We start from the raw sequence: 26601 nt of genomic DNA, 5'->3' as shown, positions 1-26601 counted from the left end.
CTCCTCGGACAGGCCGATTCCCCACGGTTCCCGGATCCCCGGGCTCTGGTTCCGGCTTGCCTGAAACGCCCGGCGAAGATCATGTCCCCGACGTTAGGTGTCCACGTTGTTCCGCTCCATCGCCACTCGTGTCTCGGCCCGCAAGAAGACCGTCGCCGCCTCCGCAGCCGTGCTGCTGAGCGCCTCGGGTGCGGTGCTGGGCACGACGGCCTCGGCCTCGGCCGCGACCCCGCAGGAGATTGCCAAGCAGATCGTCCCTGCTTCGCAGTACCAGGCGTTCAGCAAGATCGTGTCGCACGAGTCCGGTTGGAACCACACCGCGACCAACTCCTCCAGCGGCGCCTACGGCCTGGTCCAGGCCCTGCCGGCCTCGAAGATGTCCTCGGCCGGCTCCGACTGGAAGACCAACCCGGCCACGCAGATCAAGTGGGGCCTGAACTACATGAACGAGCGCTACGGCAGCCCGAACGCCGCCTGGGCGTTCTGGCAGGCCAACGGCTGGTACTGAGAGACCGCCGACAGCCGCTTCCGCACGGCCCCGCCCTCCTTCCGGAGGTGCGGGGCCGGCCGCGTTCTCCGGCGTCCCCGATCGGGGCCTGCCGCGCTCTCCGGCGTCCCCGACCGAGGGCCTACAGCCGCTGGATGATGGTGCCGGTGGCCAGCGCCCCGCCCGCGCACATGGTGATCAGCGCGAACTCCTTGTCCCTGCGCTCCAGTTCGTGCAGGGCGGTGGTGATGAGCCGGGCCCCGGTGGCGCCGACGGGGTGGCCCAGGGCGATCGCGCCGCCGTTGACATTGACCTTCGTCAGCCCGTCCAGGTCCCGCTCGAAGACCTGCGCCCAGCTGAGCACGACCGACGCGAAGGCTTCGTTGATCTCGACGAGGTCGATGTCCTTGAGCGACATCCCGGCCTTCCCGAGGACGGCGCGGGTGGCGTCGATGGGCCCGTCGAGGTGGAAGTGCGGGTCGGAGCCGACGAGGGCCTGGGCGACGATCCGGGCGCGGGGCCGCAGTTTGAGCGCGCGAGCCATGCGCTTGGATGCCCACATCAGGGCGCAGGCGCCGTCGGAGATCTGGGAGGAGTTCCCCGCGGTGTGGACGGCGGTCGGCATGACCGGCTTGAGCCGGCCCAGGGCCTCCATGCTGGTGTCCCGCAGCCCCTCGTCGCGGTCGACGAGCCGCCACATGCCCTGACCGGCGGCCTGCTCCTCCTCGGTGGTGGGGACCTGGACGGCGAAGGTCTCGCGCTTGAAGCGCTCCTCGGACCAGGCGACGGCGGCGCGTTCCTGGGAGAGCAGGCCGAGCGAGTCGACCCGCTCACGGGTGAGCCCGCGACGCCGGGCGATGCGCTCGGCGGCCTCGAACTGGTTGGGCAGGTCGACGTTCCACTCGTCGGGCCAGGGCTTTCCCGGGCCGTGCTTGGAACCGGAGCCGAGGGGGACGCGGGACATCGCCTCCACACCGCAGCTGATGCCGATGTCGATGACCCCGGAGGCGATCATGTTGGCGACCATGTGGCTCGCCTGCTGCGAGGAGCCGCACTGGCAGTCGACGGTGGTGGCGGCGGTCTCGTAGGGCAGCCCCATGGTGAGCCAGGCGTTGCGGGCGGGGTTCATGGACTGTTCGCCGGCGTGGGTGACCGTACCGCCGACGATCTGCTCGACACAGTCGGCGTGGATGCCGGTGCGTCCGAGGAGTTCGCGGTAGGTCTCCCCCAGGAGGTAGGCGGGGTGCAGATTGGCGAGCGCGCCTCCGCGCTTGCCGATGGGAGTGCGTACGGCTTCGACGATGACGGGTTCCGCGGCCATGAGCTCGTCCTCTCCTCGCCCTGGCGGGGTGTCCCGGCACTCCGCCACAGGGAACTAGTACGCGTTCTAGTTCTCTGTGCAGTCTTATGACTGCTACCGCCGGTACGCAAGGGTCGTGCACTCACCCTCACGCGCCTCTCCCCGGCAACAGATCCCGCCGGGGCCCTTGTCACTTGTAGAACTCGTTACTACCTTTCCGGCACCTTCCACCCTTCTGATGGACCGTCAGACATGCGCGTCTCAGACATGGAGTGTGCTGCCGATGACCTGCCCTCACCTCCCCGAAGGTTTCGACGCAACCGACCCCGATCTGCTCCAGAGCCGCATCCCCCACCCGGAGTTCGCGCGGCTGCGGCAGACCGCCCCGGTCTGGTGGTGCCCCCAGCCGCGCGGTGTCACGGGCTTCGACGACGAGGGCTACTGGGCCGTCACCCGGCACGCGGACGTCAAGTACGTCTCCACCCGTCCCGAGTTGTTCTCCTCCACCGAGAACACGGCCGTCATCCGCTTCAACGAGCACATCACCCGGGACCAGATCGAGGTCCAGAAGCTGATCATGCTCAACATGGACCCGCCCGAGCACACCCGCGTCCGCCAGATCGTCCAGCGCGGCTTCACCCCCCGCGCGATACGGAACCTGGAGGCGGCGCTGCGCGAGCGCGCCCGGAAGATCGTCGAGGAGGCGAAGCGGAACGCCGGGGCGGACGGCACCTTCGACTTCGTCACCCGGGTCGCCGTCGAACTCCCGCTCCAGGCGATCGCCGAACTCATCGGCGTACCCCAGGAGGACCGCTCCCGGATCTTCGACTGGTCGAACAAGATGGTCGCGTACGACGATCCCGAGTACGCCATCACCGAGGAGATCGGCGCCGAGGCCGCCATGGAGCTCATCGGGTACTCGATGAACCTGGCCGCCGCCCGCAAGGAGTGCCCGGCCAAGGACATCGTGACCCAGCTGGTCGCCGCCGAGGGTCAGGGCAACCTCTCCTCCGACGAGTTCGGCTTCTTCGTCCTGCTGCTGGCGGTGGCCGGCAACGAGACCACCCGTAACGCCATCAGCCATGGCATGCACGCCTTCCTCACCCACCCCGACCAGTGGGAACTCTTCAAGCGCGAGCGGCCCGCCACCGCCGCCGAGGAGATCGTGCGATGGGCGACCCCGGTGGTCTCCTTCCAGCGGACGGCGACCCAGGACACCGAGCTCGGCGGGCAGAAGATCCGCAAGGGCGACCGGCTGGGGCTCTTCTACTCCTCCGCCAACAACGATCCCGAGGTCTTCGAACGCCCGGAGACCTTCGACATCACCCGCGACCCCAACCCCCACCTCGGCTTCGGCGGCGGAGGCCCGCACTTCTGCCTCGGCAAGTCCCTGGCCGTCAACGAGATCGAGCTGATCTTCAACGCCCTCGCGGACGAGCTGCCCGATCTGGCCCTGGCGGGCGAACCCCGCCGCCTGCGGGCGGCCTGGCTCAACGGCATCAAGGAGCTCCAGGTCCGGGTGACCACCTGACGACGAAGGCGGAGGCCTCCCCTACGCCGGGCCCCCGCCTCTCCCACCGGAACCACCCCGGCCCCCGAAGCCCCAGGAACCGGATCTCCGCGCCCCGCGTCTGACCCCGCATGCGGGGGAAACACAGAATTCTGGCCATGATCGTCGCGCTGCTCGCGCTCCAGCTCGGCTCGCTCGTGGCCCCGGCGTACGCCTGCGGCTGCGGAGCCATGGTCGCCGACCGCGCCCAGCGGATCGGCGTGGACCGGGAGACCTCGGCCGTGCGCTGGGACGGCCGTACCGAAGAGATCGTCATGCGCTTCACCGTGCGCGGGAACGCCGAGCGGGCCGCCTGGATCATGCCCGTACCGAGTCGGGCCGACGTCGCACTCGGCGACGGCGCGCTCTTCGACGAGCTCGACCGGCTCACCCGGCCCGAGCACAGGGACCGGCACTACTTCTGGCCACGCGGGGACGACTGGCCGTTCGCCGACCGCGACATGGACGGCGCGGGCGCCGCCCCGCCCGGCGCGAGCGCCGCGGACGTCGGCGTCGTCGGACGCGAGCGGCTCGGCCCCTTCGACGTGGCCCGGCTGACCGCGACGGACCCGAAGGCGCTCAGCGGCTGGCTGGAACAGAACGGCTTCGAGCTGTCCGGCCGGCTGGCGACCGAGCTGAAGCCGTACGTCGAGCAGGAGTGGGAGTACGTCGCCGTGCGCCTCGCGCCCGACGACGAGGGCACGGTGCTGCGGGGCGAGCTCGACCCGTTGAAGATCCGTTTCGCCAGCGACCGGCTGGTCTACCCGATGCGGCTCTCGCGGCTGGCGCAGACCCCTCAGTCGCTCGGTCTCTACGTGCTCGCGGACCATCGCATGGAGCCGCGCGACACCATCGGCGGGGCGCGGCCCGAGGTGCGGTTCGCGGGCCCGATCCAACCGGAGGGCGCGGTCGCCGGACTGACCGGCGGCCGAGGCCGGGTCTATCTCACCGCCCTCGACCAGGAGTTCCCCGAGCCCTCGCGGATCGACGGCGACCACGAGCTGCGGGCGGTCTCCGACACCCCCTACCGGGAGATCGTCTACACGGACCGGCTGCTCACGGTCGGCGGCGGCATCCCGGTCTGGCTCCTGACGGTGTCCGGCGTCCTGATGGTGGGCGTCGCGACAGCCGTGGCGGTACGGGTAAGGCGGCAGCGCGCCGGGGTACGTTCGGCCGTATGACCAACGATCAATGGACCAGCGTCGACCGCTACTTCACCGATCTGCTCGCCCCGGCCGACGAGGCGCTCGCCGCCGCCCTCGCGGACTCCAAGGCCGCGGGGCTGCCCGAGATCGCCGTCGCCCCCAACCAGGGCAAGCTGCTGAACCTGCTCGCCACGATGCTGGGCGCGCGCACGATCCTGGAGATCGGCACGCTCGGCGGCTACAGCACGATCTGGCTGGCCCGCGCCCTGCCCGCCGACGGCCGGCTGATCACCCTGGAGTACAACCCGGCCCACGCCGACGTGGCCCGCGCCAACATCGCCCGCGCCGGCCTCGACAAGATCGTCGAGGTCCGCACGGGCGCGGCCCTGGACACCCTCCCGCAACTGGAGGCGGAGGGCGCGGGCCCGTTCGACCTCGTCTTCATCGACGCCGACAAGGCGAACAACGCCCACTACGTCTCCTGGGCGCTGAAGCTCTCCCGTCCGGGCACGCTGATCATCGTCGACAACGTGGTGCGGGGCGGGAAGGTCGCCGTCGCGCACCCGGACGACCCGGCGATCACCGGCACCCGCGAGATGATCGAACTCGTCTCGCGCGAGCCCCGTCTGGACGCGACCGCCGTCCAGACGGTGGGCACCAAGGGCTACGACGGCCTGCTCGTCGCCCGCGTGGTGGGGTAGGTCGTCCCCCGTCGTTCAGCCGGCACCCGGCGCGACTTCACGGCCTCGTCGCGGCGGGCGCGCTCGATCGCCAGCCGGCGAAGAGCGGCACCTCGCCCGAGGCGTCCAGCACCACGACGCCGAAGGGCCGGTCGAAGGCGATCACCTCGATCACCTCCCGCCGGGGCGAGGCGGCGCCGCGGGTCATGGCGACGACCGTGGCCGCGGCGGCCTCCACGCCCTGCTCGGCGACCTCGACGAGGGCCTCCTGGACGACCTTGGCGACACACAGCCCGTGCGACGACGGGCACAGGCCGGAGAAGTCGGCGTCCGGGCGGACGGCCCGGGTGATGCCGAGCGCGGGCAGCTGCTCGTACACATCGGTCCTCGTACGCAACGAGAAGCGGGGCAGGGCGAGTTCGACGCCGTCGGCCCTCAGCCGCTCGCGCGTCCCGTGCCCCGCCCAGGCGGCCGCCAGCGCCTCGGCGGGGCCGTCGCCGTCCGCGCCGAGGACGAACCGCACGCGCGCGGCGCTGCCTTCCTCCCCCGCGCACGGCAGCTCGACGACGGTCGCCCCGCCGACCCGCCACGCCCACGACGCCGGGATCCGCCGGTGCATGGTCGGTACGGAGGTGGTGGCGCCGCGCCCGTCCGTGAACGGCTCGTCCCGCGTCCCCGCGACCGGGAAGGCCGTGAGCCAGGACGCTTGGAGCGCGAGGGCGTTGACCAGCACCAGGTCCTCGGAACCGTCCAGGTCGATCGGCAGCCGGTCGATCCGGCCGCCGGTGGCCCGCGCCACCCAGGAGTCGAGTTCGCTCTGCGCGGTCCCGTCGGCCAGCGTGCCGAAGCCGATGCTGGGCAGGCCCCGCCGAAAGGCGGGCAGCACCGGCACCCTGCTCCACACACCGGTCGCCACCGCGAGCCCATCGGTCCGCCCGAGCCGCCGCCCCGCGGCGGTCACCGCCTCGGCGGCCGCCCCGCCCTCGACGCCGAGCAGCTCCCGCAGCTCCTCTGCCGTCCGCGTACGGGCTCCGGAGGCGACGGCCGCGAGGCCCAGCCACAGCCCGGCCGGCGAGCAGACGAAGTCGTCGTCACCGAGCCGGGGCAGCCACCGCGCGGCGAGCGCCCGAATGGCACCCGTATGCGTCGCCAGGTCCGTACCGGTCATATCCTGCCCCCCATGAGCATCGTGAAGATCAACGTCCTGACCGTGCCGGCCGAGCAGCGTGAGGTGCTCGAGCAGCGCTTCGCCTCGCGGGCCGGGGCCGTGGAGGGCTCCGACGGCTTCGAGTGGTTCGAGCTGCTGCGCCCGGTGGAGGGTACCGACCAGTACCTGGTGTACACCCGCTGGCGCAGCGAAGAGGACTTCCAGAACTGGATGAACGGTTCCATGAAGGCCGCCCACCAGGGCACCTCCGGCGCCGGCGAGGGCGGCGGCCCGGGCGGGGCCGCCGGGGAGCGTCCGAAGCCCGCGGCGACCGGCTCCACGCTGTGGTCGTTCGAGGTCGTCCAGCAGGCGTCTCCGAAGTAGCCCGCGCAGGCGGTCGGCGGCGGCCGTAAAGGGGAGGCGCGGACGGCCGCGCACCACCCACAATGACGCCATGACCTGGACCTTCTCCCCCGAGCGCGTCGACACCCCGGCCGCCACCGCCCTTCGCCGCGACTACTACGACGAGGTCGCGAGCCGCTATTGGAAGCGGCCCGCGACCGCGGCGGAGATCGACGAGGGCCTGACCAACGACGGTGTGGAGCTGCTGACTCCGCCGACCGGCCGGTTCCTCGTCGGCACCTTCGCGGACGCGCCGGCGGCCTGCGGCGGGGTCCTGATGCTGGACGCGGGGCGCGCCGAGCTGACGCGCGTGTACATCCGGCCCCCGTTCCGCGGCAAGGGCGGTGCGGGGCTTCTCCTCGACAGTCTGGAGGCGGCCGCCCGCGAGCTGGGGGCGCGCCGTATGGTTCTCAACACCCGTCTCGATCTCATCGAGGCGCGCACGCTGTACACCCGCCATGGGTACGCGGAGATACCCGCGTACTGCGAGGGCCCGTACATGGAGATCTGGTACGGCAAGGAGCTGTAGAGACGACGGCAGGCCCGGCGGCCCGGGGCCCGGCCGTCGGGCGTGGCGGCTCGGGCGCGGCGGCCCGGCGCGGCCGTCAGGCGTGGCGGCTCAGGCACGGCGTGGCCGCCGGCGCGGCCGTCAGGCGTGGCGGCTCGGGCGCGGCGGCCCGGCGCGGCCGTCAGGCGTGGCGGCTCGGGCGCGGCGGCCCGGCGCGACCGTCAGGCGTGGCGGCTCAGGCACGGCGGGGCCCGGCGCGACCGTCAGGCGTGGCTGCGGCGTCAGGCGTGGTGGTCGCGGGGCGGCTCGGGCGAGCGCGGCCGTTCCGCGTCCGAGCCGCTCAGTTCGGCCGTCAGCTCCTCCACCAGTTTCACCAGATCCGTGGGCCGCTCCGGCCCCCACCAGTCCCCGAGCAGCTCCGCCAGCGACTCCTCGCGCGCCTTGGCCAGCCTTGCCGCCGTCTCGACCCCCTCGTCCGTGAGCATCAGCTGCAGTCCCTCCCGGCGGGCCAGCCGTCGCCCCTCCACCTCACGGGCCGCCTCGGTGATGGCCCGCAGCGGTACGGGCGTCGTCTCGGCGAGCCGGGCGGGCTCGACGGTGCCGTGGCGGCGGATCCGCAGCAGCAGCCAGCTCGACGCGGGCAGCAGGTCGAGCCCCGCCCTCGCGGTGATCTTCTCGTAGACCGCCTTGCGTCCCTCACGTGAACCGAGCACCGACAGGGCGCGGGCGCACTCGTCGTACGAGGAGCGCTCCACCGGATTGGAGGCCAGCGTCTGGCTGGGGTCGGGGGCGGTCACCGAACCGCGCAGCTTGTCCTCCTTCAGGAACCAGGCGACCACGAAGGCGATGAGGACGACCGGCGCCGCGTACAGGAACACGTCGGTGATCGAGGTGGCGTACGCGTGCAGGACCGAGGGGCGCAGCCCGGGTGGCAGGGCGGCGATGGCGCGCGGGTCGGCGGCCAGTTGGTCGGGGCCGGTTCCGGGCGGCAGGTTCTGTCCGGCGAGGGCGTCGTCGAGCTTGTGGGTGAGCCGGTTGGCGAAGATCGTGCCGAAGACGGCGACGCCGAAGGAGGCTCCGATGGAGCGGAAGAACGTGGCGCCGGAGGTGGCGACGCCGAGATCCTGGTAGGAGACGGCGTTCTGCACGACGAGGACGAGGACCTGCATGACCAGGCCGAGGCCGGCGCCGAAGACGAAGAAGTAGACGCTCATCGCCCAGGTGGAGCTGGTCTCGGTCAGCTCGTTGAGGAGGAGCAGTCCGAGGCCGGTGACGGCCGTTCCGGCGATGGGGAAGACCTTCCAGCGGCCGGTGCGGGAGACGATCTGGCCGGACGCCGTCGAGGTGATGAGCATGCCGAGGACCATCGGCAGCATGTGGACACCGGACATCGTCGGGGTGACGCCCTGGACGACCTGGAGGAAGGTCGGCAGATAGGTCATGGCGCCGAACATCGCGAAGCCGATGACGAAGCTGATGACCGAGACGAGCGTGAAGGTCCTGATCCGGAACAGCTTCAGGGGCAGGACGGGCTCGACGGCGCGCTTCTCGACGTACACGAACCAGACCAGGAGTACGGCTCCGAGGACGGCGAGCCCGATGATCTGCGCGGAGCCCCACGCCCAGGTGGTGCCGCCGAGGGAGGCCACCAGGACCAGGCAGGTGGCCACGGAGGCGATGAGGAAGGTGCCGAGGTAGTCGATGGTGTGGCGGGTTCCACGGGCCGGGATGTGCAGCACGGCGGCGATCACGAAGAGGGCCACCACGCCGATGGGCAGGTTGATGTAGAAGACCCAGCGCCAGGAGAGGTGCTCGGTGAACAGCCCTCCGAGGAGGGGGCCGAGGACGCTCGTGGCACCGAAGACGGCGCCGAAGAGACCTTGGTACTTTCCGCGTTCCCGTGGGGAGACGAGGTCGCCGACGATCGCCATCGAGAGAACCATGAGACCGCCGCCGCCGAGGCCCTGGACGCCGCGGAAGGCGATGAGCTGCGGCATGTTCTGGGCGATCCCGCAGAGGGCGGAGCCGAGGAGGAAGATGCCGATGGCGGCCTGGAAGAGCTTCTTGCGGCCGTACTGGTCGCCGAGCTTGCCCCACAGCGGGGTGGCGGCGGTCGCCGCCAGCATGTAGGCGGTGACGACCCACGACAGGTGCTCCATGCCGCCGAGTTCGCTGACGATGGTCGGCAGGGCGGTGGAGACGATGGTCTGGTCGAGCGCGGCGAGCAGCATGCCGAGCAGCAGCGCACCGATGGCGACGACGACGGCGCGGTGACTCTGCCCCTCCCCCGGCACGGGGCCGCCGCCGACGTCCGGCGTGCGTACTTCCTGGGCCATGGGCACTTACCTCCGAGGGTCCTCAGTACCCCCCATCCTGATCGCTATGTCCGGTTATGGCCTGCCGAAGAGAACGGCTGTTCAGGTGGAGGCGGGGGTGGCCTGCATAATCGCTCGCAATTGAACTGGGGAGGGACCCACGGTGCTCGGACACGTCTGTCCTGAATGCGGTGCACGGAGACCGGGCTGCGCCTGCGCCCATGCGGAGATCGCGGCGGCGGAGGACTTCGACCCGTTGCGGATTCGCCCGTACGTGACGCTGGATACGCCACCGGTGCGACCGGCGGAGGGATACGGGGCCGCCCCCGTTCCGCCGCAGGGGGTACGGGAGGCGGCGGCGGGGGCCGACCGGGCGAACGCGGGGGCGGCGGGCGCGGGCAGTGACGCGGCGGGCGGGGCGGGCGCGGCGGCCGGGCTTGAGCCGGTCGGGCCGATGCCGATACCGCTCCCGCCGGAGCCGACCGGGCTGGGACCGGGTGGGCCGATGCCGGGCGGGCCGATGCCGGGCGGCCGGATTCCACTCCCGGCGGAGCAGGCCGGAACCGGACCGGTCGGACCGGAGCAGACCGGGCCGGGTCAGTTCGGGCCGACGCCGGTCGGCGCAGGACCGCTCCCGCCGCAGCAGACCGTGACTGGCCCAGGCGGCCCGCCCCCGGGCGGACCCGGGCCGGCCGGGCCGATGCCGGTCGGCGCGGGGACACTCCCGCCGCAGCACACCGGACCGATGCCACTCCCGCCACAGCGGAACGGGCCCGGGCCGGCCGGCCCCATACCGGGCGCCGCTGGGCCCCTGGGGGCCGCGCCGGTGCCGCCGGAGTCGCCTTCGGAGGTGACCACGCCGCTTCCGGTGATCGCTCCGACACCGCCGACCGCCGCGGTTGCCTCGCCCGCCGCCGTTGCCTCGCCCGGCCCCGCGCCCGCCCCGGCACCCGCTCCCGGCCCCGAGCCGCAGGAGTCGTACCCCGCCGGGGACCCGTCCGAGACGATGACGCTGCTGCTGCGCGGGGTCGTCGGCGATCCGACCGCCCATGGGGGAATCGCGGGGGACTTCGGGGACGACGCACGGCCGGAGCTGCCCGCCACCCGTCGGCGCGGCGCGCTCGTCGCGCTGGCGGCGGCCGTCGCCGTCGCGGTGATCGGTACGGCGGCCCTCGCGGCCGGCCTGCTCGACGCCGACGGCGAGACCGAGGACCGGGCGGCCGTGCCCACCGTCACCACGAGCGCGTCCGAGAACGTCGCCGTCTCCGAGGCCCCGTCCCCCTCGCCCTCGGCGTCGACCTCCACCTCGCCCACCACGTCCCCCTCCCCCACCACCTCACCGTCCGCGCGGACGACGGCCTCTTCGGCCCCGTCCTCGGCGTCGGGGACCGCGACGGCCGCCTCCACCGGGGCGGCCGGGCAGCCGTCGCCGTCGGCGAGTCGGAGCCGCTCCGCCCCCGTCGTCGCTCCGACGCAGAGCGCCGACGGGCCCACCCTGCGCCGCGGGGACAGAGGGGCGGAGGTCAAGGAACTCCAGAAGCGCCTGCGCCAGGTGGGGGCGTACGACGGCCGGACGGACGGCGTGTACGACAGGGACGTCGAGGCCGCGGTCGCGCTCTACCAGTCGTACAAGTACATCCCGGAGGACCCGGAGGGCGTGTACGGGCCGCACACGCGCCGCGCCCTGGAGGCCGAGACGCGCGGGTGAGATCCGTCATGCGGGACGGGGTGGCGCCCAGGCACCTCGTTTTGTATCGTGGAGGAACAAAGTGGCCCCGCTCGCACTCCCTGACCGGTGAGCGGGTCCACTTCGTTTTCTCCCACCCCTTCGGAGACCCTCGATGGATGCCACCACCCCGGCAACGCTCACCGCTCGTGCCCTGCTCCTCGACATGGACGGCACGCTCGTCAACTCCGACGCCGTCGTGGAGCGCTGCTGGCGCCGGTGGGCCGTGCGCCACGGACTCGACCCCGAGCAGGCGCTCAAGGTCGTCCACGGCCGCCAGGGGTACGCGACGATGGCCGTCCTCCTCCCCGACCGGCCGATGGAGGAGAACTACGCGGACAACCGCGTGATGCTGGCCGAGGAGACCGCCGACCTGGACGGTGTCGTGCCGGTCCCGGGCGCCCCGGCCTTCATGGACGCGATAGCCGCCCTGCCGCACGCCCTGGTGACCTCGGCCGACGCGCCCCTCGCCCGCGCCCGGATGGGCGCGGCGGCGCTGCGGATGCCGGAGATCCGGGTCACGGCGGAGTGCGTCGGCGCGAGCAAGCCGGACCCGGAGGGCTTCCTCAAGGGCGCGGCGGAGCTGGGCTTCGACCCGGCGGACTGCGTGGTCTTCGAGGACTCCGAGGCCGGAATCCAGGCGGGCCGCGCGGCGGGCATGCGGGTGGTGGGCGTGGGCCCGCGAGCGGCCGCCTTCGCCCCGGACGTCCACGTCGAGGACCTGACCTCCCTGCGGGTGACCGCCGACGCGGCCGGCACGATCCGGCTGACGGTCCTGGCGTAAGCGCCCGCCGCCGGGGCCCCCGGCGGCTACGGCGAGGACCACCACCGCCCCGGCGGACACGACGGCGAGGACGCCCCCGCCTCGACGGCTACGGCAAGGACCACCACCGGCCGGCGACTACGGCGAGGACTGCCACCGCCGCGGCGGACACGACGGCGAGGACCGTCACCGCCCCAGCGGACACGACGGCAAGGACCACCACCACCCCAGCGGACACGACGGCGAGGACCGCCACCGCCCCGACGGCCACGGCAAGAACCACCACCGGCCGGCGACTACGGCGAGGACCGCCACCGCCCCGACGGCCACGGCAAGAACCACCACCGGCCCCGCCGCCCCGGCGGTCACAACGGCATGCACCGCCCCGCCCCAGCGGCCACAACGGCAGGCACCGCGCCCCCGCACCAGTCACCGCGCGCCGGCCACCCCGCACCCACTGCCCCCGCCAGTCCCCACCCGCCGGTCTCGCCCGTCATTCCCCCCGCGCCAGTCGCCCCCGCGCCACCAGCTCAAGGACCACCGCGACCGCCACCGCCTGGACCACCATCAGGGCCACCAGGACGAACAGCTGCACCGCCCCCGCCTCCCACGGGGACGCGCCGCCCAGCAGCATCCCCACGAACGCGCCCGGCAGCGTCACCAGACCCACCGTCCTCGTCTGGTCGAGCCCCGGGAGCAGCGCGTCCGAGGCCGCCTCCCTGGCCACCTCCAGTCGGGCCTCCCGCGCCTGGAGCCCCAGCGCGAGCCCCGCCTCCACCTCGCCGCGCCGCGTCTCCAGCTCGTCGAGCGCGCGCCGCCCGCCGAGCACCGTGGCCGTCAGCGCACCGCCGATGAGGATGCCGGTCACCGGGATGAGCGCCACGCCCCGCACCGGTACGAGCCCGGTGAGCACGAGCGCCCCCACGACCGGCACCACGCCCGCCGCGAGCGGCACCCCGGCCCACCACCAGCCACGCCCCGGAGAGGGGACGATCCGCCGCCCGGCCGTCCACACCGCGACGCCGTACATCAGCAGCAGGAACCCCAGCAGCAGCGGCAGGTGGCGCATCACCCAGCCGATCACCAAGGAGACGGCCACCAGCTGAACGGCCGCCCGCCCGCCGGCGACCAGACTGTCGCGGGCCCGCCCGAGCCGGGCGACGGCGACCACCCCCGCGGCCAGGGCGAGCAGAACGGCGAGAACCACCCCGAAGGTGACATTGACGTCCAGAAGCACGCGCCAACCCTAGGCGCGACGCGGGAATCTGTCGTTCCGTCACCCTCTCCACCCCTTGATGTGACGTGCTCATGTCGTCACTCTGTTACCTGGCGCACCCCCCACCGAAACCTGGCGCCGCCACGATGACCGGGCCGCCCGGCACCCGCCCGCGGACGGCACGGCCAAGGTCCCCCACCTCAAGGGAGTTCGCATGCTCGCCGCCACTGTCTACGCGCGTCGAATAGCTCGCCGCGCGGGCGTCCTCACCGCCACCGCCGCCCTCGGCGTCACCGGCCTCCTGGCCACCGCCCCCGCCGCGCAGGCCGCCCCGCCCACCCCGGTCAGCGCCGCCACGGCCCGTACGTACCTCGCCTCCCTCACCGTGAAGGCGGAAGGTTCCTCCAGCGGCTACAGCCGGGATCTCTTCCCCCACTGGAGCACCCAGTCGGGCGCGTGCAACACCCGCGAGGTCGTCCTCAAGCGGGACGGCGTGAACGTCGTGCAGGACTCCAGCTGCGCGGCCGTCAGCGGCAGTTGGTACTCCGAGTACGACGGCGCCACCTGGACCGCCGCGTCCGACCTCGACATCGACCACGTCGTGGCGCTCGCCGAGGCCTGGCGCTCGGGCGCCAACTCCTGGACGACCTCCCAGCGGCAGGCGTTCGCCAACGACCTGACCCGTCCGCAGCTCATCGCCGTCACCGACAACGTCAACCAGGCCAAGAGCGACCTCGACCCGGCGGAGTGGATGCCGTCGCGCACCGCGTACCGCTGCACGTACGCCCGCATGTGGGTGCACGTGAAGTACCACTGGAAGCTGAGCATCGACTCTGCCGAGAAGAGCGCCCTCCAGTCGGTCCTCAACGGCTGCTGAGAACGACCGCTGAGACGGCCACTGAGAACGGCCACTGAGAACGACCGCTGACAACGGACGGGGAACGCTTCCCGGTCCCCTCCGTCGTTCCGTACCGTACGGCGGAACGACGGAGGGGGATCAACGATGGCGGCCGGACTCAGACTCGGACCACTGCTGCGGTACGTCGACGGGGTGACGGGCGACAGCGCGACGGTATGGGTCGAGGCCGACCGCCCGTGCGGGGCGGAGGTCCGGTGCGAGGACGGCGCCGGCGGCCTGACGCGTACGTTCCAGATCGCCGGCCACCACTACGCCCTGATCCCGGTGACCGGTCTGACGCCGGGCAAGGCGACGCCGTACGAGGTACTGCTCGACGGCCGCCGCGTCTGGCCCCTGCCGGGCTCGCCGTTCCCGCCGAGCACCATCCGCACCCCCGCTCATGGCCCGGACGCCGATCTCCGGGTCGTCTTCGGCTCCTGCCGCTGGGCGGCGAAACCCGCGACCGGCCGTGACCCCGTCGGCCCGGACGCGCTCGACACCCTGGCGACGGTCCTCGCCACGACCCCGGCCACGGGTACCTCGTACCGCGAACGCCCCGACGTGCTGCTGCTCCTGGGCGACCAGGTGTACGCGGACGAGACCTCCGCCCCCACCCGCCGCCGGCTCGCCGCTCGCCGCGATCCCCGCGACCCTCCGGGGGCGGAGGTCGGGGAGTACGAGGAGTACACCTGGCTCTACGACGAGTCCTGGCGCGACCCCGAGGTCCGCTGGCTGCTCTCCACCGTCCCCAGCTGCATGATCTTCGACGACCACGACATCATCGACGACTGGAACACCAGCGCCGTCTGGCTGGCGCGGACGCGGCGCACGCCCTGGTGGCGCGAGCGCGCGCTGAGCGGGCTGATGTCGTACTGGGTGTACCAGCACCTCGGCAATCTCTCTCCGGCCGAACTGGCGGCGGACCCTCTGTACGCGGAGGTGTGCGCCGTGCCCGACGGCACCGAGCGGCTACGGCGGTTCGCGTCGGAGGCGGACGCCGATCCGGCCGGCGTGCGGTGGAGTTACCGCAGGGACTTCGGCCGGACCCGGCTGCTGATGATCGACACGCGGGCCGCCCGTGTCCTGCGGGAGGACGCGCGCGCGATGCTCGACCCGGCCGAGGCCGACTGGGTGCGCGATCAGGCGCTCGCCGGTCCGGGCACGTACGACCATCTCCTCGTCGGCACCTCGCTGCCCTGGCTGCTGCCGCCGCTCGTCCACGACGCGGAGGCGTGGAACGCGGCGCTGTGCCGGGGCGAGCGGGGCGGACCCGACGGCCGCTGGGCGCGGTTCGCCGAGGCTCTGCGACAGCGCGCGGACCTGGAGCACTGGGCGGCGTTCCCGTCGTCCTTCGAGGCGCTGACGGCGCTGCTGGCGGAGGCGGGGAGCGGGCCTCAGGCACCGGCGACGGTGTGCGTGCTGTCGGGGGACGTCCACCACGCGTACGTGGCGGAACCGGAGTGGCCGGACGCGGATGCCGCCGAGACGGCCCGGGAGCGGTCGGCCCAGGCGGACGCGCGGGCGCCCGCGACGCCGGCGCCCCGGGTGCCCCAGGCGCCTCCCGCGGCTCCCCTGTCTCCGCCGCCTCCGGTCGCGCGCGTGGTGCAGCTGACCTGCTCCCCGCTGCACAACGCGGTCCCGGCCTCGATACGCATCGGCTTCCGCTTCGGCTGGAGCGGCGCGGGGCGTCGCCTGGGCCGGGTCCTGGCCCGGCACGGCCGAGTGGGACGGCCGGTGATCGGCTGGCGCAAAACGGGTGGACCGTGGTTCGGGAATCAGCTCATGACGCTGGTACTGCGGGGGCGCCAGGCGCATCTGAGGCTGGATCAGGCCCGCCGCGGCGGGCGGCTGGTGACGGTCGACGAGCGGGCGCTCGGCTCCGAGTGACGCTCGCCACAGAGGGGCCGCGCAGTGAATGTTGAACTTGCAAGTACTAATGAGGGGTGCCTAACCTGACGGCCTCATCGGTTCCGTCCCCCGCGCTCCGTTCCCTGTGAACGGGCCAGACCGAAGGAGTCCCGCCCCCCATGAACAATCTGGTCAACCGCTTGCATCAGGCCCAGCCGTACGCGCTCGGGCTGTTCCGCATCGTCGTCGGCCTGCTCTTCGCCTGCCACGGCGCCGCCTCGCTCTTCGGCGTCCTCGGGGGCGCGATGGGCGGTGGCACCATCGCGGCCGGCACCTGGCCGGGCTGGTACGCCGCCGCGATCCAGCTCGTCGCCGGTGTCCTGGTCCTGGCCGGCCTGGGCACCCGTACCGCCGCGTTCATCGCGTCCGGCTCGATGGCGTACGCGTACTTCACGGTCCACCAGCCCGAGGCGCTCTTCCCGCTGCAGAACAGCGGCGAGAGCGCGGCGCTCTTCTGCTGGGCATTCCTGCTGCTGGTCTTCACCGGCCCGGGCGCGCTGGCGCTCGACCGGCTCTTCGGCGCCCGCGGCGCCGAAGAGCCCCGGAGCGAGGAGAAGCGCGCGCCGGTCGCGGCGTAACCTTTCCGCACCACCACAGGGGCCGGAGACCGCAAGAGCGGTTTCGGGCCCCTGTGGCGTACGCGGGGGGGCCGGGTCGGGCGGGACGGGGGCCGGCTCTCGATGCCCGTGCCGTACGGGCGGGACGGGGGCTCCGATGCCTGTGCCGTACGCGTGGAGGGGGCGCCTCACGTCCCCGTGCCGCGCGGGGCGGGCGGCTCCCGGTGCCCATGCCGGTTACGCCGTAAGCGCTGCACCCCCCTTACCCGCCGTATGAGAACGGCTCCCGACGCCTGTGCCGTACGCGCGGCGCTGCGCCCACCCCGTCCCCCACCGCCCGCACGGCCCCGCGTACGCTCTGGCTCTGTGAACGTGCTCGACAGCATGGGGTCACTGAGGTCACTGACCGCGGGCCCGTGGATCTACGCGGCGGTGGCGACGTCGGTGCTTCTCGACGTCTTCCTGCCCGTGCTGCCGAGCGGGGTCCTGGTGATCACGGCCGCGACGGCGGCGGCGACCGCCTCGGCGGCGTCCCCGGACGTGCCCTCCGTACTCCCGCTGCTGCTCTGCGCGGCCACGGCCTCGGTCCTCGGGGACTTCGTGGCGTACCGGCTGGCCTGGCGGGGAGGGGCACGGCTCGACCGGGCCATCGCGCGGTCCCGTCGGCTGACCGTCGCGCAGGAACGTCTCGGCGCGACGCTGGCGCGGGGCGGCGGCCTGCTCGTGGTGATCGCGCGGTTCGCCCCGGCGGGCCGGTCGGTGGTCTCCTTCGGCGCGGGCGCGACCAAGCGCCGGATCGAGGAGTTCCTTCCCTGGTCGGCGCTGGCGGGCGTGGCCTGGGCCGGCTACAGCGTGGGCCTGGGCTGGCTGGGCGGGCACTGGCTGGGCGCGACCTGGTTCAGCGCGGGGGTCTCCGTCCTCGCGCTGTTCCTGGCCGGAGCGCTGGCGGCCTATGTCATACAGCGTCCGGCTGCGGCTCCCGCTCCGGCCTCCTGAGCCCGGCCGCGTCGGCGGCGCGGTGGGCCCGATGGGCGCTGTGCGCGCCACGTACTTCGAGGCCGTCGAGGAGTCGTGCGGTGGCGCGGGCGATCTCGTCCACGGCCCGGTCGAAGACCTCGCGGTTGTGCGCGGCGGGCGCGCGGAAGCCGGAGACCTTGCGGACGTACTGCAGGGCGGCGGCGTGGATGTCGTCCTCGGTGGCCTCTTCGGGCAGGACGGGCGGTCGAAGGGTCTTGATGCTGCGGCACATGCCTCCAGTGTGACGCGCCCCACTGACAATGGTCGGCCGCACTGACAACGGTCGGCCGCACTGACAACGGTCGGCCGCACTGACAACGGTCGGCCGCCGGCCGGAGCCGCTCAGCTGCCGAGAGCGCGCCTGCTGCGGGCGTTGATCTCCGCGGCGCGGGCCCGCAGCTCCCTGAGGGGCGTGGCGAGCTGCACGTCCGAAGGCTCGGCCTCCCACTCGCGGCCGCCGCTGACGGGCCTGATGAGAAAACGGCCGGCGACGCTGTCCACGTAGAACCCGACCCGCTCGGTGGCGGTGTCGCGGACGAGGTCACCGACCTCGGGCAGTGGCTGCACGAAACCCCTCCGTCCCGGACCCCCAGTCTCTAGAGATACACCCAGAGAAACCTGGTGACCCCTCACTGTCAACGTATCTCTAGAGATGTCCCCCGATGGGCGGATCGGCCGCTCAGGTCGGCGCACACGTGTGCTCCACCGCGAAGAAGCGCGCCGTAGGGTGTCCGCAGACGAAGGGAGTGGTCCACCCATGACTGACCAGGACAGCGGCCGTCGGCCCAAGTACCAGCGCATCGCCGACGAGTTGAGAACCGCCATCCAGTCAGGCGCCTTCGCCCCCGGCGACCGGCTCCCCGGCGAGAACGATCTCATGACGCGGTACGAGGTGGCCCGGATGACGGCCCGCCAGGCGTTGTCCGTCCTGCGGAACGAGGGCCTGGCCGAGGCCCGCAGGGGCGCGGGGGTCTTCGTCCGCGCCTTCCGTCCGCTGCGCCGCCGGGGCATCCCGCGGCTGGCGCGGGAGCACTGGGGCACGGGCCGGTCGGTCTGGTCGACGGACATCGAGGACCGCGCGCTCGCGGTGGACCAGATCGAGGTGGGCGAGGCCGCGGCGAGCGCCGGGATCGCCGAGGCGCTGGCCCTGCCCCCGGAGTCACCCGTCTGCGTCCGCAGCCGCCGCTTCGTCCTGGACGACAAGCCGGTGCTGCTCTCGGTGTCGTACCTCCCGGCCGCACTCGCGCAGGGCACGCCGATCACGGCGCCGGACACGGGGCCCGGCGGTACCTACGCGCGGCTCGCCGAACTCGGCCACCAGCCGGTCCGCTTCCGCGAGGAGATCCGCTGCCGGATGCCGACGGCCGACGAATCGGCCCGGCTCGCGCTGGAGTTCGGAACGCCGGTGATCCTCATCCGGCGCACGGCCTTCACCGAGGCGGGTGTCGCGGTGGAACTCAACGAGATGACGCTGGACTCGGCGTCGTACGTCCTGGAGTACGACTTCGACGCGTGACGGCGAAGACGCCGCCGGGGGCGGCGTACTCCACGCTCCCGGAGAACCACTCGGCCGCCTCCCGCACCGCCTGTTCCGGCTCCGTCCCGGGCCCCACATGGGTCACCACGAGACGCCCGGCACCTGCGTCGCGGGCGGACCGCCCGGCCTGCGCGGCGGAGTGGTGCCCGGGCCCCTCACCGTCGGCCTCGCAGACGAACAGCTCGCAGTCCCGGACGAGTTCGACGAGCCCGGGCACGGCTCACAATCTCCGGAGTACGCGATCCGCCGCCCCTCCTCGTCCTCGACGCGCAACCCGAAGGCGGGCAACCCGTGCTCGACGGCCCTGCTCCGCAGCACCAGACCGCCGACGCGCACCTCGTGTCCGTCGTACAACTCCTCGACGGCGAAGGCGTCGTCGACCGGACTCCGGCGCGGCCCATTGGTCAGGAACCCGGCCAGCCGGTCGGCGATACCCGGCGGCCCGTAGAGGGGTACGGGCGCGTCGAGGCGGATGTCGGCGTAGAGGAGTCCGTAGTACGCGGTGAGCAGGTCGGCGCAGTGGTCGGCATGCAGATGCGAGATCCACACGGCATCGATCTCCGCGAGCCCGGTGTACCGCTGCAACTCCCCGAGGGTCCCACTCCCGGCATCCACCCACACCCGGACGCCGCCCCCTTCGACGAGGTACCCGGAGCAGGGGTTCCCGACCCGGGGGAAGGGCGTGGCGGACCCGAGCACGGTGATCCGCAGAGCGTCGTCGACCATCCGCGGAGTCTACGGCGGGTGCTCGGGTGGGCCACCGGTCGCACTGTGTCCGCGAGGGCTGCACGGGGGCGCGGCGGGGACCCGGCCAGACCGCCGATCGAACCCTCCTGCGAGAGTTGCCCGGTGCTTCTGAATCCTGAGCAGACCCTGTTCGTCCGGGGCGAGACCCCCGCGCTTCTCCTGGCCGACGCGCCGATCCACGACGCCCTGCCCGTCCTCCTGACCGCGCCTGACGGAACGGTCCCCGGGTGCGACGGCTGGAGCCTCGTCCCCCAACTGACCCTGTGCGTCGTGGACGGCCCCGCCGAGCACGGAATCATCATCCCGGCCCTCGCGGCCCCCGTCTTCGACGGGACCCCCGAGCCGGGCGACATGACCGCCTGGTGCGAGGACACCCACCAGGCCGGCGGCGCACTCGTCCTGTCCCTCGACCACCTCCCCGACGTCCTCGACTGGCCCCACCTCCTGACCTCGGGCACGACCCGCGGCGGCTTCATCCCGACCCTGACCTGACCCGGCCCGGGCACCCGCCTCGCCGCGCCCGAGCGTCCCCGGCCGACAGCGGCCGGGGTCCTTCGGGCTGATGGGCACGGACGCCCCGACCCGTCGGCACCTGCTTGTCAGTTCGACCAGCCAAGCACTGCAGCAGGGCACCGGCCCACGGCACCACGGAGTGAGGACCGCCGCAGTGAGCGACGATCCACTGACGTGCGTTGGCGTTGCCGTCAACGTCTGCCGTCCCCTGCCCCCGGACACGAACTACCGGCGGCGCAGCTGAGGTCAGGTGGACTGGCCGGCGTTGCGCCCGGTCGCACTGCCTCGTTGCGATGCCGGCGACGAGAACTAGGACATATCATTTCATCATGGACGAGCGTCTACCGAGCAGTAAGCCGATCATGGTTCTTGTCGTCGACAAGAGTGGGCGCGTCGGCTACAAGGTTTGGCGCACCGTGCAGGATGACCGATTCGACTCGTACACGGGCCCGACCACTTACTGGCACGTCGAGATCCGCAGCAAGAAGCACGCCCGGAGCGTCGCTGACGAGGAAGGCTTCGACCTGCGACGTGAGGGCGAGATCTGGGACCGCTTGCCCGAAGAGGGCTGATCACGGTCGGCTCGCCCACGCGGTCGGTGGAGCGGCTTCGGGCGGGAGCTGCCATGGGGGGAGAGATCGGCGGGCCCGCAAGCTTCCCGCGACTCGGGCAGTGCAGACGCGCGCGGACGGCATCTGGCACGTAACTGGCACGACGCCTCTCCCCCGCCTCCGCGGCTGAGGAACGAACAAGGCCCAGGCCCCCGGTTCAGCACCGGTGACCTGGGCCTTTGCCGTGTTTCCAATGGTGGGCGCGGACGGTTTCGAACCGCCGACATCTGCTTCGAGTTCGATCGGGGCGTGACGCCGGGGGCGAGCTGGTGCTCGCGGATGCCGCAGGGAGGCGGGCTGGACTGCCGTCATCCACGGCCGTTGATGTCAGCGGTGGATGTCGTCCTGCCCGGCGATTGGATCAGGAGAAGCCTGGCACCCTCCCCGTGGCCGTGCAGAGGCCGATGTAATCGCGCGGGCGATTCGTACGAGGTTGCCGGGACCTTCGACTGCTTGCCACTGCCGTTCCCCTGCCCCAGGGCCGAACGGACCGGCCGTCAGGCGCATGCGCTGCCCCGGAGCGACCAAACAGACTGGATGCGTCCCTGTCAAAAACATTGAAAAGCCATGTGACATGTGCCATTTTACAGCGCAGCCCGTCGCGGACGGGACCTCGCTACTCCCATCCCAGGAGTGAATCTTGCGCGCCATGGCCGTCGCCACCGCCCTGCTCATAGCCGCCGTCGCGGCCTCTCCCGCCCAGGCCGATCCCAAGCCGGACCACGTCTTCGCGGACCCGGGCCAGCGCCCGGCCCACGGCAATGTCAAAGGCGCTCCCGGCGCGACCGGGACCGCCGGCGGCAAGCTGGAATCGCGCATCCTGCCGATCCTCCACAACTGCAGCCCGACGCTGCGCATCCGAGCCCAGGAGATGACCGCCGCCCAGCTGACGGCGACCTGCGCGAGTCTGGCCAACCAGGACGCCTACTTCCACAGCGTGGTCAAGGACTCGGGGCCAGTCGCGGACGACTACAACACCACCCTGGAGGTCGATGTCTTCAACTCAAGCGCCGACTACAAGGCCTACGCGGGGAGGATCTACGGCATCGACACCAACAACGGCGGCATGTACCTGGAGGGAGACCCCGCCAAGGCGGGCAACCAGCCGCGGTTCATATGCTACGAGCGCACCGACGTGAGCCCCGGCTGGCAGATCTGGAACCTCAACCACGAGTACACGCACTACCTCGACGGCCGCTTCGACCTGTACGGCGACTTCAGCGCCAGCCAGACCACCCCCACCGTGTGGTGGGGTGAGGGCATCGCGGAGTACATCTCCTACTCCTACCGCGGCGCCACCTACACCAGCGCGCTGGCCGAGGCCGGCAAGCACACGTACTCCCTGCGCACGCTGTTCGACACCACCTACGCCAACAGCGACGTCAACCGCACCTACAACTGGGGCTACCTCGCCGCCCGCTACATGGTCGAAAAGCACCCGGCCGACGTCGCCACCGTGCTCGGCCACTACCGCGCCGGAAACTGGACCGCCGCGCGTGCCTTCCTCACCTCGCTGGACTACAAGAGCGACTGGGACGCCTGGCTGACGGCCGTGGCGACGGGCACCTGACCCGTACACCTGCTACGGCCGGACTCTCCCGCACAGGCACCGAAGGACTCCTGAAGCGACAAAGCTCCCGACCGACCGAGGGGGCTCGTTGATCGCAACCGCAAGCGCGGCGGAGTGGGTTTGGCCGGTGTCCTGCCCGGTTGGGGGTCGAGCATGATCAGGGGGCCGTACACCGGCAACTCGGGCAGGCTTGTCCCCTGCCCGCAATGTGTCCGAGGGGCCCCTGGTCTTGCTCGACTCGGGGCCCACATCGGGCAGGTGGCTGAAGCCGCGGAACCAACCGCCCCAGCCACGAGGGGTTTACCCCCATCAACCCTTCGCCCGCTCCAGCGCAACCCCAACGGCGCCGGGACCATCACCAAGCGCAAGGACGGCCGACTTCAGGCCGCCGTCCACGTCCTCCAACCGGACGGCACCCGCGCCCGCGACTTCGCCTACGGCAAGACCTGGGCCGCGTGGGACGCCAAGCGCCGCGGACTCCTCGACAAGGTCGATCAGGGCGTCCCCGTGCCGACCCGTTCGGCGAGGCTGTCCGAGTGGCTTCCGTACTGGCTGGACAACATCGTCAAGCCGCGACGCACGTGCACCACGTACGCCAAGTACGAAGTGCACGTGCGGCTTTACTTGGTACCGATGCTCGGCTCCAAGCGGCTCGAATCGCTGGGCGTTGCGGACGTCCGGCGCTTCCTCGTCCAGTTGGAGAGGAAGACCACCGCCGTGACGGCCAGGGAATCTCATCGCGTCTTGCGCACCGCCCTCACCGCCGCCAGTCGGGAAGAGCTCGTCATGGGGAATGTGGCAACGCTGGTCGAGCCTCCTTCGGTCGATGCCCGCGACCTGTCGCCCTGGTCCCTCGACGAAACGCTGGACTTTCTCACCGCGGCACGCAAGGACCCGCTCTACGCCGCCTTCGTACTCGCCATCGCTCTCGGCTTCCGTCGCGGCGAAGTCGTCGGACTTCGCAGGGAGAACCTCGACCTCGAAAGGCGGGAGATCCGCGTACGCACTCAGCGGCAGCGCGTCCGTGGTGAGGCATACGAGGACGATCCCAAGGGACGCCGCCGAAAGCAGACCCTGCCGCTTCCCGTGATCTGTGCCGCTCCCCTGCGCTGGCAGCGCCCGCACCGGGCAGCCCATCGAGCCGCGCAACCTGTATCGCTCGTTCACCCGCGTCGCCGACTCGGCCGGCCTTCGCGTCATCCGGCTGCACGACGCCCGGCACGGCTGCGCCACCCTGCTCACCGCGGCCGGCGTCACCCCCCCGTTACCTTTTTCGTGGCTCCGCAATGGGGCCTCCGGCCTTCGGGTCCGGCATGACTTCCCCCCCTTGTTGTTCATGATCCGGGGGGTGGTGTCACCGGGTCCGGAGGCATCGACGGACCGCTGATGAGGGGCTTGAGCAACCGGCTTCACCCAAGGCCGGAAGAGCTCTCCGTAACGTGGATGTGGCAGCTCGGTGCCCAGGCAAGGCCGGACGTGAACGTGATGGAGGGGCCTGCACGTGATCGACACCGGCGACATCGACGTCTTCCTCGGCCTGGACGTCGGCAAGGGCGAGCACCACGCCACCGCCGTCACCCCGGCCGGCAAGAAAGCCTTCGACAAGCGCCTGCCCAACGCCGAACCCAAGCTCCGCGAGCTGTTCGCAAAACTCCAGGCCAGGTACGGAACGGTGCTGGTCGTGGTCGACCAGCCGGCCTCGATCGGCGCCCTGCCGCTGGCCGTGGCCCGGGACATGGGCTGCCCGGTCGCCTACCTGCCGGGCCTCACGATGCGACGGATCGCCGACCTCTACCCGGGTGAGGCCAAGACGGACGCGAAGGACGCGTTCATCATCGCCGACGCTGCCCGAGCGATGCCGCACACGCTGCGGGCGATCGACGGCGAGGACGAGACGATCGCCGAGCTGGAGATGACCGTCGGTTTCGACGACGACCTGGCCGGCGAGGCGACCAGGGTCGCCAACCGGCTGCACGGCCTGCTGACCCAGATCCACCCGTCGCTGGAACGGGTGCTGGGGCCGCGGTTGCAGCACCCGGCCGTCCTCACGCTGCTGGAACGGTTCGGGTCACCGGCCCAGATCCGCAAGGCGGGCCGCCGGCGGCTGGTCACGCTGCTGCGGCCGAAGGCACCGAGGATGGCCGAGCGTCTGGTCGAGGACATCTTCGCCGCGCTGGACGAGCAGACCGTGACCGTCCCGGGGACCGAGGCGGCCGCGCTGATCGTCCCGAGCCTGGCCGCCTCCCTGGCCGCCGTCCTTGACCAGCGCAAGCTGCTGGCCGGGCGGATCGAGGAACTCCTGGAGGCCCACCCTCTTTCCAAGGTCCTGACGTCGATGCCGGGAATCGGCGTCAGGACCGGAGCCCGCATCCTGATCGAGGTCGGCGACGGCAGCACCTTCCCGACCGCCGGCCACCTCGCCGCCTACGCCGGACTCGCCCCGGCCACCCGGAGCTCGGGCTCCTCGATCCGCGGCGAACAACCGTCCCGAAGGGGAAACAAGCAGCTCAAAAGGGCCTTCTTCCTCTCCGCGTTCGCCGCCCTGGGCGACCCCGCGTCCCGGGCCTACTACGACAAGAAGATCGCCCAGGGCAAGCACCACACCCAGGCCCTGCTCTGCCTCGCCCGACGCCGGGCCGACGTCCTGTTCGCGATGCTCCGTGACGGAACCTTCTATGAACCCCGGCCAGCCCCAGCGGGCTGATCCTCAGCGACCTCGCCGCACACGGGACAGTCCCGCTCGTCGACCGAGTCCAACACGACCGGATGACCGCAAAAGTCGCACGGCCGCATGCTTTCGCCCGCCGACTCCCGAACAGGCGCGTCATCACTCATGACACCCACACTGCCACCCAACCACCTTGACCAAAGACATAGGGGCACCCCCCCACGTCGTGATGGAGATCCTCGGCCACAGCCAGATCGCCGTGACGATGAACGTCTACACCCACGTCGTCCAGGACACGCAGCGGGAGGCCGTCAGCCAGATGGACCGGCTGCTCAGGAGCCGTCCCCGGTCGCGATCGACCGTCCCCGTTGATGTCAGAAGTAGATGCCAAAGGCCCCCAGCCGTGATCGGCTGGGGGCCTTTGACATCTGCTTCGTAGGCCTGGCGCCGACCTCCGACCGGTCTTTCCAGGTCAGCACCCCTGTGGCGGGCGGCCCCCTGTCGACAGGCGCTTGTCCCCCTCAAACGCCCCGACTGACCGTGGCTGACCGCTCGTTCTGACACGGTCGTGGCACGAGTTGATCCTTCGATGCGAACTATCGGCGGTGCGGTCGCTGAGGTCTGCCGGGCTGGCACCCGTAGCCCTGGGGGCGCTGCCGGTCGCCTGCGGTCGCTGTACTCAGATGCTGTACAGCCACAACTGATCACCGGCGGCCGTGTTCTGCGGCCGCCTAATACTCCAGCTGTAGATCGTGATCTTCACGGTTGTTGGGCTGCTTGGCGCTGGTAGTGGCTGGCACGGGCCCGGTCTGGTGCCGTCGCGCCAGTCGTCGGCGGGTCACGCCGTCGGGTGGCCGGACTCGGCGAAGGGCCCCCGGTCGGGCCGCAGCGAATAGAGCATTTCGTATACCTCGCGGCGGACCTCGACCGCTTCGTACGCGGCGGGGATAGTGCGGGCGAGCTCGGTCTCTCGGAACGCGTCGAGCGCCTCCTGGCTCTCGAAGAAGTAGATGCCGCACACGTCGCCGGTTGCGCTATCGCGGCCGTAGACCTTCTGCAGAAGACCGGGTACGTCACGGAAGCGGGGCCGCCGCTCCAGCAGGCGCCGCTCGAACTCCTGCGCGTCGAGTCCGGATGTGATCCGGACGAAGAGGATGGCGGGCATGGAGTCACCTCCGTCCCTGAGATGCCCCTGAGTCGAGTCTAGCCAGTAGTCAAGCTGGAGATCGTGATCTCGCTGGTCAGGGCCGGTGCGGACTCAGGTGCGGCCACCGTTGATCATCGTGAGTTGTGTGGACTGACGAAGAGACGGTGGCCGCAGGTCACAGCATAGATCC

The 26601-nt window shown here is 71.8% G+C and carries 24 protein-coding genes and 4 pseudogenes; 19 read left to right on the top strand and 9 right to left on the bottom strand.

All coding sequences use genetic code 11. The features are described from left to right. Positions 1-106 precede the first annotated feature (106 nt). The gene (locus ABZY12_RS10010; RefSeq protein ID WP_356888798.1) at positions 107-508 is read left to right on the top strand and encodes a transglycosylase SLT domain-containing protein; all 402 of its coding nucleotides are present in this window, start codon (positions 107-109) and stop codon (positions 506-508) included. Between the two features lie 121 nt (positions 509-629). Here ABZY12_RS10010 and ABZY12_RS10005 read toward each other — a convergent pair whose 3' ends face one another. Beyond that, positions 630-1808, bottom strand: coding sequence for a steroid 3-ketoacyl-CoA thiolase (locus ABZY12_RS10005; protein WP_356888797.1), 1179 nt, complete (start codon positions 1806-1808; stop codon positions 630-632). A gap of 262 nt (positions 1809-2070) precedes the next feature. On the opposite strand from ABZY12_RS10005, the gene ABZY12_RS10000 reads away from it, so the two are divergent. The 3 genes from ABZY12_RS10000 (at position 2071) to ABZY12_RS09990 (ending at position 5182) form a co-directional block, all read left to right on the top strand. Next, a complete protein-coding gene (locus ABZY12_RS10000; protein WP_356888796.1) occupies positions 2071-3318 on the top strand; it encodes a cytochrome P450 in 1248 nt (415 codons plus the stop codon). Between the two features lie 137 nt (positions 3319-3455). Further along, complete coding sequence (locus ABZY12_RS09995) at positions 3456-4517, top strand: DUF2330 domain-containing protein (protein ID WP_356888795.1); 1062 nt, start codon at positions 3456-3458, stop codon at positions 4515-4517. Further along, positions 4514-5182, top strand: coding sequence for an O-methyltransferase (locus ABZY12_RS09990; protein WP_356888794.1), 669 nt, complete (start codon positions 4514-4516; stop codon positions 5180-5182). The genes ABZY12_RS09995 and ABZY12_RS09990 overlap by 4 nt, the downstream gene beginning before the upstream one ends. Positions 5183-5219: 37 nt before the next feature. On the opposite strand, the gene ABZY12_RS09985 is transcribed toward ABZY12_RS09990, so the two are convergent. Further along, complete coding sequence (locus tag ABZY12_RS09985) at positions 5220-6329, bottom strand: serpin family protein (protein WP_356888793.1); 1110 nt, start codon at positions 6327-6329, stop codon at positions 5220-5222. A 12-nt stretch (positions 6330-6341) separates the two neighbouring features. Here ABZY12_RS09985 and ABZY12_RS09980 point away from each other — a divergent pair, with 12 nt between their 5' ends. Both ABZY12_RS09980 and ABZY12_RS09975 read left to right on the top strand, forming a co-directional pair. Then, positions 6342-6692 carry an antibiotic biosynthesis monooxygenase gene (locus ABZY12_RS09980; RefSeq protein ID WP_356888792.1) on the top strand — a complete coding sequence of 117 codons (351 nt, stop codon included), beginning with the start codon at positions 6342-6344 and terminating at the stop codon, positions 6690-6692. Positions 6693-6762: 70 nt separating this feature from the next. Beyond that, entirely contained in the window at positions 6763-7239 is a 477-nt protein-coding gene (locus ABZY12_RS09975; protein ID WP_356888791.1) for a GNAT family N-acetyltransferase, read from the top strand. Positions 7240-7499: 260 nt separating this feature from the next. Here ABZY12_RS09975 and ABZY12_RS09970 read toward each other — a convergent pair whose 3' ends face one another. Continuing rightward, positions 7500-9554, bottom strand: a complete 2055-nt coding sequence (locus tag ABZY12_RS09970; RefSeq protein ID WP_356888790.1) for an MFS transporter — start codon at positions 9552-9554, stop codon at positions 7500-7502. Positions 9555-10383: 829 nt separating this feature from the next. On the opposite strand from ABZY12_RS09970, the gene ABZY12_RS09965 reads away from it, so the two are divergent. Further along, positions 10384-11241 carry a peptidoglycan-binding domain-containing protein gene (locus tag ABZY12_RS09965; RefSeq protein WP_356888789.1) on the top strand — a complete coding sequence of 286 codons (858 nt, stop codon included), beginning with the start codon at positions 10384-10386 and terminating at the stop codon, positions 11239-11241. 133 nt (positions 11242-11374) lie between these two features. After that, positions 11375-12043, top strand: a complete 669-nt coding sequence (locus ABZY12_RS09960) for an HAD-IA family hydrolase (protein WP_356888788.1) — start codon at positions 11375-11377, stop codon at positions 12041-12043. Positions 12044-12131: 88 nt separating this feature from the next. Here the strand turns inward: ABZY12_RS09960 and ABZY12_RS09955 are convergent, their stop codons facing one another. Then, positions 12132-12308: a hypothetical protein gene (locus ABZY12_RS09955; RefSeq protein WP_356888787.1), complete on the bottom strand. Its 177-nt coding sequence runs from the start codon at positions 12306-12308 to the stop codon at positions 12132-12134. A gap of 207 nt (positions 12309-12515) precedes the next feature. After that, positions 12516-13259, bottom strand: a complete 744-nt coding sequence (locus ABZY12_RS09950) for an ABC transporter permease (protein WP_356888786.1) — start codon at positions 13257-13259, stop codon at positions 12516-12518. A gap of 193 nt (positions 13260-13452) precedes the next feature. Here ABZY12_RS09950 and ABZY12_RS09945 point away from each other — a divergent pair, with 193 nt between their 5' ends. From ABZY12_RS09945 to ABZY12_RS09930, 4 genes are all read left to right on the top strand, one after another. After that, the gene (locus tag ABZY12_RS09945) at positions 13453-14115 is read left to right on the top strand and encodes an HNH endonuclease family protein (RefSeq protein WP_356888785.1); all 663 of its coding nucleotides are present in this window, start codon (positions 13453-13455) and stop codon (positions 14113-14115) included. A 126-nt stretch (positions 14116-14241) separates the two neighbouring features. Further along, positions 14242-16023, top strand: coding sequence for an alkaline phosphatase D family protein (locus tag ABZY12_RS09940; protein ID WP_356888784.1), 1782 nt, complete (start codon positions 14242-14244; stop codon positions 16021-16023). Between the two features lie 149 nt (positions 16024-16172). Next, a complete protein-coding gene (locus ABZY12_RS09935) occupies positions 16173-16622 on the top strand; it encodes a DoxX family protein (RefSeq protein WP_356888829.1) in 450 nt (149 codons plus the stop codon). A gap of 351 nt (positions 16623-16973) precedes the next feature. Next, complete coding sequence (locus ABZY12_RS09930) at positions 16974-17597, top strand: VTT domain-containing protein (RefSeq protein WP_356888828.1); 624 nt, start codon at positions 16974-16976, stop codon at positions 17595-17597. Here ABZY12_RS09930 and ABZY12_RS09925 read toward each other — a convergent pair. Together ABZY12_RS09925 and ABZY12_RS09920 are read right to left on the bottom strand one after the other, a co-directional pair. Next, positions 17557-17850, bottom strand: a complete 294-nt coding sequence (locus tag ABZY12_RS09925) for a DUF2277 domain-containing protein (RefSeq protein WP_356888783.1) — start codon at positions 17848-17850, stop codon at positions 17557-17559. The two genes, ABZY12_RS09930 and ABZY12_RS09925, sit on opposite strands and share 41 nt — an antisense overlap. Before the next feature lie 110 nt (positions 17851-17960). Then, the gene (locus ABZY12_RS09920) at positions 17961-18185 is read right to left on the bottom strand and encodes a hypothetical protein (RefSeq protein WP_356888782.1); all 225 of its coding nucleotides are present in this window, start codon (positions 18183-18185) and stop codon (positions 17961-17963) included. Between the two features lie 190 nt (positions 18186-18375). Between ABZY12_RS09920 and ABZY12_RS09915 the strand changes: the two genes are divergently transcribed. Continuing rightward, entirely contained in the window at positions 18376-19134 is a 759-nt protein-coding gene (locus tag ABZY12_RS09915; RefSeq protein ID WP_356888781.1) for a GntR family transcriptional regulator, read from the top strand. On the opposite strand, the pseudogene ABZY12_RS09910 reads toward ABZY12_RS09915, so the two are convergent. Continuing rightward, a pseudogene (locus tag ABZY12_RS09910) lies at positions 19076-19881 on the bottom strand (MBL fold metallo-hydrolase). The gene ABZY12_RS09915 and the pseudogene ABZY12_RS09910 sit on opposite strands and share 59 nt — an antisense overlap. A gap of 123 nt (positions 19882-20004) precedes the next feature. On the opposite strand from ABZY12_RS09910, the gene ABZY12_RS09905 reads away from it, so the two are divergent. The 6 genes and pseudogenes from ABZY12_RS09905 to ABZY12_RS09880 form a co-directional block, all read left to right on the top strand. Then, positions 20005-20394 carry a hypothetical protein gene (locus tag ABZY12_RS09905; RefSeq protein WP_356888780.1) on the top strand — a complete coding sequence of 130 codons (390 nt, stop codon included), beginning with the start codon at positions 20005-20007 and terminating at the stop codon, positions 20392-20394. Positions 20395-20744: 350 nt separating this feature from the next. Next, the gene (locus ABZY12_RS09900) at positions 20745-20987 is read left to right on the top strand and encodes a hypothetical protein (RefSeq protein WP_356888779.1); all 243 of its coding nucleotides are present in this window, start codon (positions 20745-20747) and stop codon (positions 20985-20987) included. 841 nt (positions 20988-21828) lie between these two features. After that, positions 21829-22590, top strand: a pseudogene (locus tag ABZY12_RS09895) (collagenase); the annotation flags it as partial. A gap of 360 nt (positions 22591-22950) precedes the next feature. After that, positions 22951-23857, top strand: a pseudogene (locus ABZY12_RS09890) (tyrosine-type recombinase/integrase); the annotation flags it as partial. A 243-nt stretch (positions 23858-24100) separates the two neighbouring features. Further along, on the top strand, positions 24101-25300 hold the full coding sequence (locus ABZY12_RS09885; RefSeq protein ID WP_356888827.1) for an IS110 family transposase: 1200 nt from the start codon (positions 24101-24103) through the stop codon (positions 25298-25300). A 181-nt stretch (positions 25301-25481) separates the two neighbouring features. Continuing rightward, positions 25482-25610, top strand: a pseudogene (locus ABZY12_RS09880) (site-specific integrase); the annotation flags it as partial. Positions 25611-26102: 492 nt separating this feature from the next. Here the strand turns inward: ABZY12_RS09880 and ABZY12_RS09875 are convergent. After that, a complete protein-coding gene (locus ABZY12_RS09875) occupies positions 26103-26429 on the bottom strand; it encodes a YdhR family protein (protein ID WP_356888778.1) in 327 nt (108 codons plus the stop codon). Positions 26430-26601 lie beyond the last annotated feature (172 nt).

The organism is Streptomyces sp. NPDC006551 (assembly GCF_040611675.1).
In the GTDB taxonomy this organism is placed as follows: Bacteria; Actinomycetota; Actinomycetes; order Streptomycetales; family Streptomycetaceae; genus Streptomyces.
The sequence above is the reverse complement of the archived record's forward strand: the minus strand, read 5'-3'. Positions and strand labels throughout refer to the sequence as shown.

Excerpts from the sequence above, each read along its gene's own strand:
- ABZY12_RS09945 (WP_356888785.1), top strand. The coding sequence starts at position 13,453 with ATGCTCGCCGCCACTGTCTACGCGCGTCGAATAGCTCGCCGCGCGGGC.
- ABZY12_RS09985 (WP_356888793.1), bottom strand. The coding sequence starts at position 6,329 with ATGACCGGTACGGACCTGGCGACGCATACGGGTGCCATTCGGGCGCTC.
- ABZY12_RS10005 (WP_356888797.1), bottom strand. The coding sequence starts at position 1,808 with ATGGCCGCGGAACCCGTCATCGTCGAAGCCGTACGCACTCCCATCGGC.
- ABZY12_RS09975 (WP_356888791.1), top strand. The coding sequence starts at position 6,763 with ATGACCTGGACCTTCTCCCCCGAGCGCGTCGACACCCCGGCCGCCACC.
- ABZY12_RS10000 (WP_356888796.1), top strand. The coding sequence starts at position 2,071 with ATGACCTGCCCTCACCTCCCCGAAGGTTTCGACGCAACCGACCCCGAT.
- ABZY12_RS09990 (WP_356888794.1), top strand. The coding sequence starts at position 4,514 with ATGACCAACGATCAATGGACCAGCGTCGACCGCTACTTCACCGATCTG.
- ABZY12_RS09940 (WP_356888784.1), top strand. The coding sequence starts at position 14,242 with ATGGCGGCCGGACTCAGACTCGGACCACTGCTGCGGTACGTCGACGGG.
- ABZY12_RS09915 (WP_356888781.1), top strand. The coding sequence starts at position 18,376 with ATGACTGACCAGGACAGCGGCCGTCGGCCCAAGTACCAGCGCATCGCC.
- ABZY12_RS09875 (WP_356888778.1), bottom strand. The coding sequence starts at position 26,429 with ATGCCCGCCATCCTCTTCGTCCGGATCACATCCGGACTCGACGCGCAG.
- ABZY12_RS09900 (WP_356888779.1), top strand. The coding sequence starts at position 20,745 with ATGGACGAGCGTCTACCGAGCAGTAAGCCGATCATGGTTCTTGTCGTC.
- ABZY12_RS09980 (WP_356888792.1), top strand. The coding sequence starts at position 6,342 with ATGAGCATCGTGAAGATCAACGTCCTGACCGTGCCGGCCGAGCAGCGT.
- ABZY12_RS09925 (WP_356888783.1), bottom strand. The coding sequence starts at position 17,850 with ATGTGCCGCAGCATCAAGACCCTTCGACCGCCCGTCCTGCCCGAAGAG.
- ABZY12_RS09960 (WP_356888788.1), top strand. The coding sequence starts at position 11,375 with ATGGATGCCACCACCCCGGCAACGCTCACCGCTCGTGCCCTGCTCCTC.
- ABZY12_RS09995 (WP_356888795.1), top strand. The coding sequence starts at position 3,456 with ATGATCGTCGCGCTGCTCGCGCTCCAGCTCGGCTCGCTCGTGGCCCCG.
- ABZY12_RS09970 (WP_356888790.1), bottom strand. The coding sequence starts at position 9,554 with ATGGCCCAGGAAGTACGCACGCCGGACGTCGGCGGCGGCCCCGTGCCG.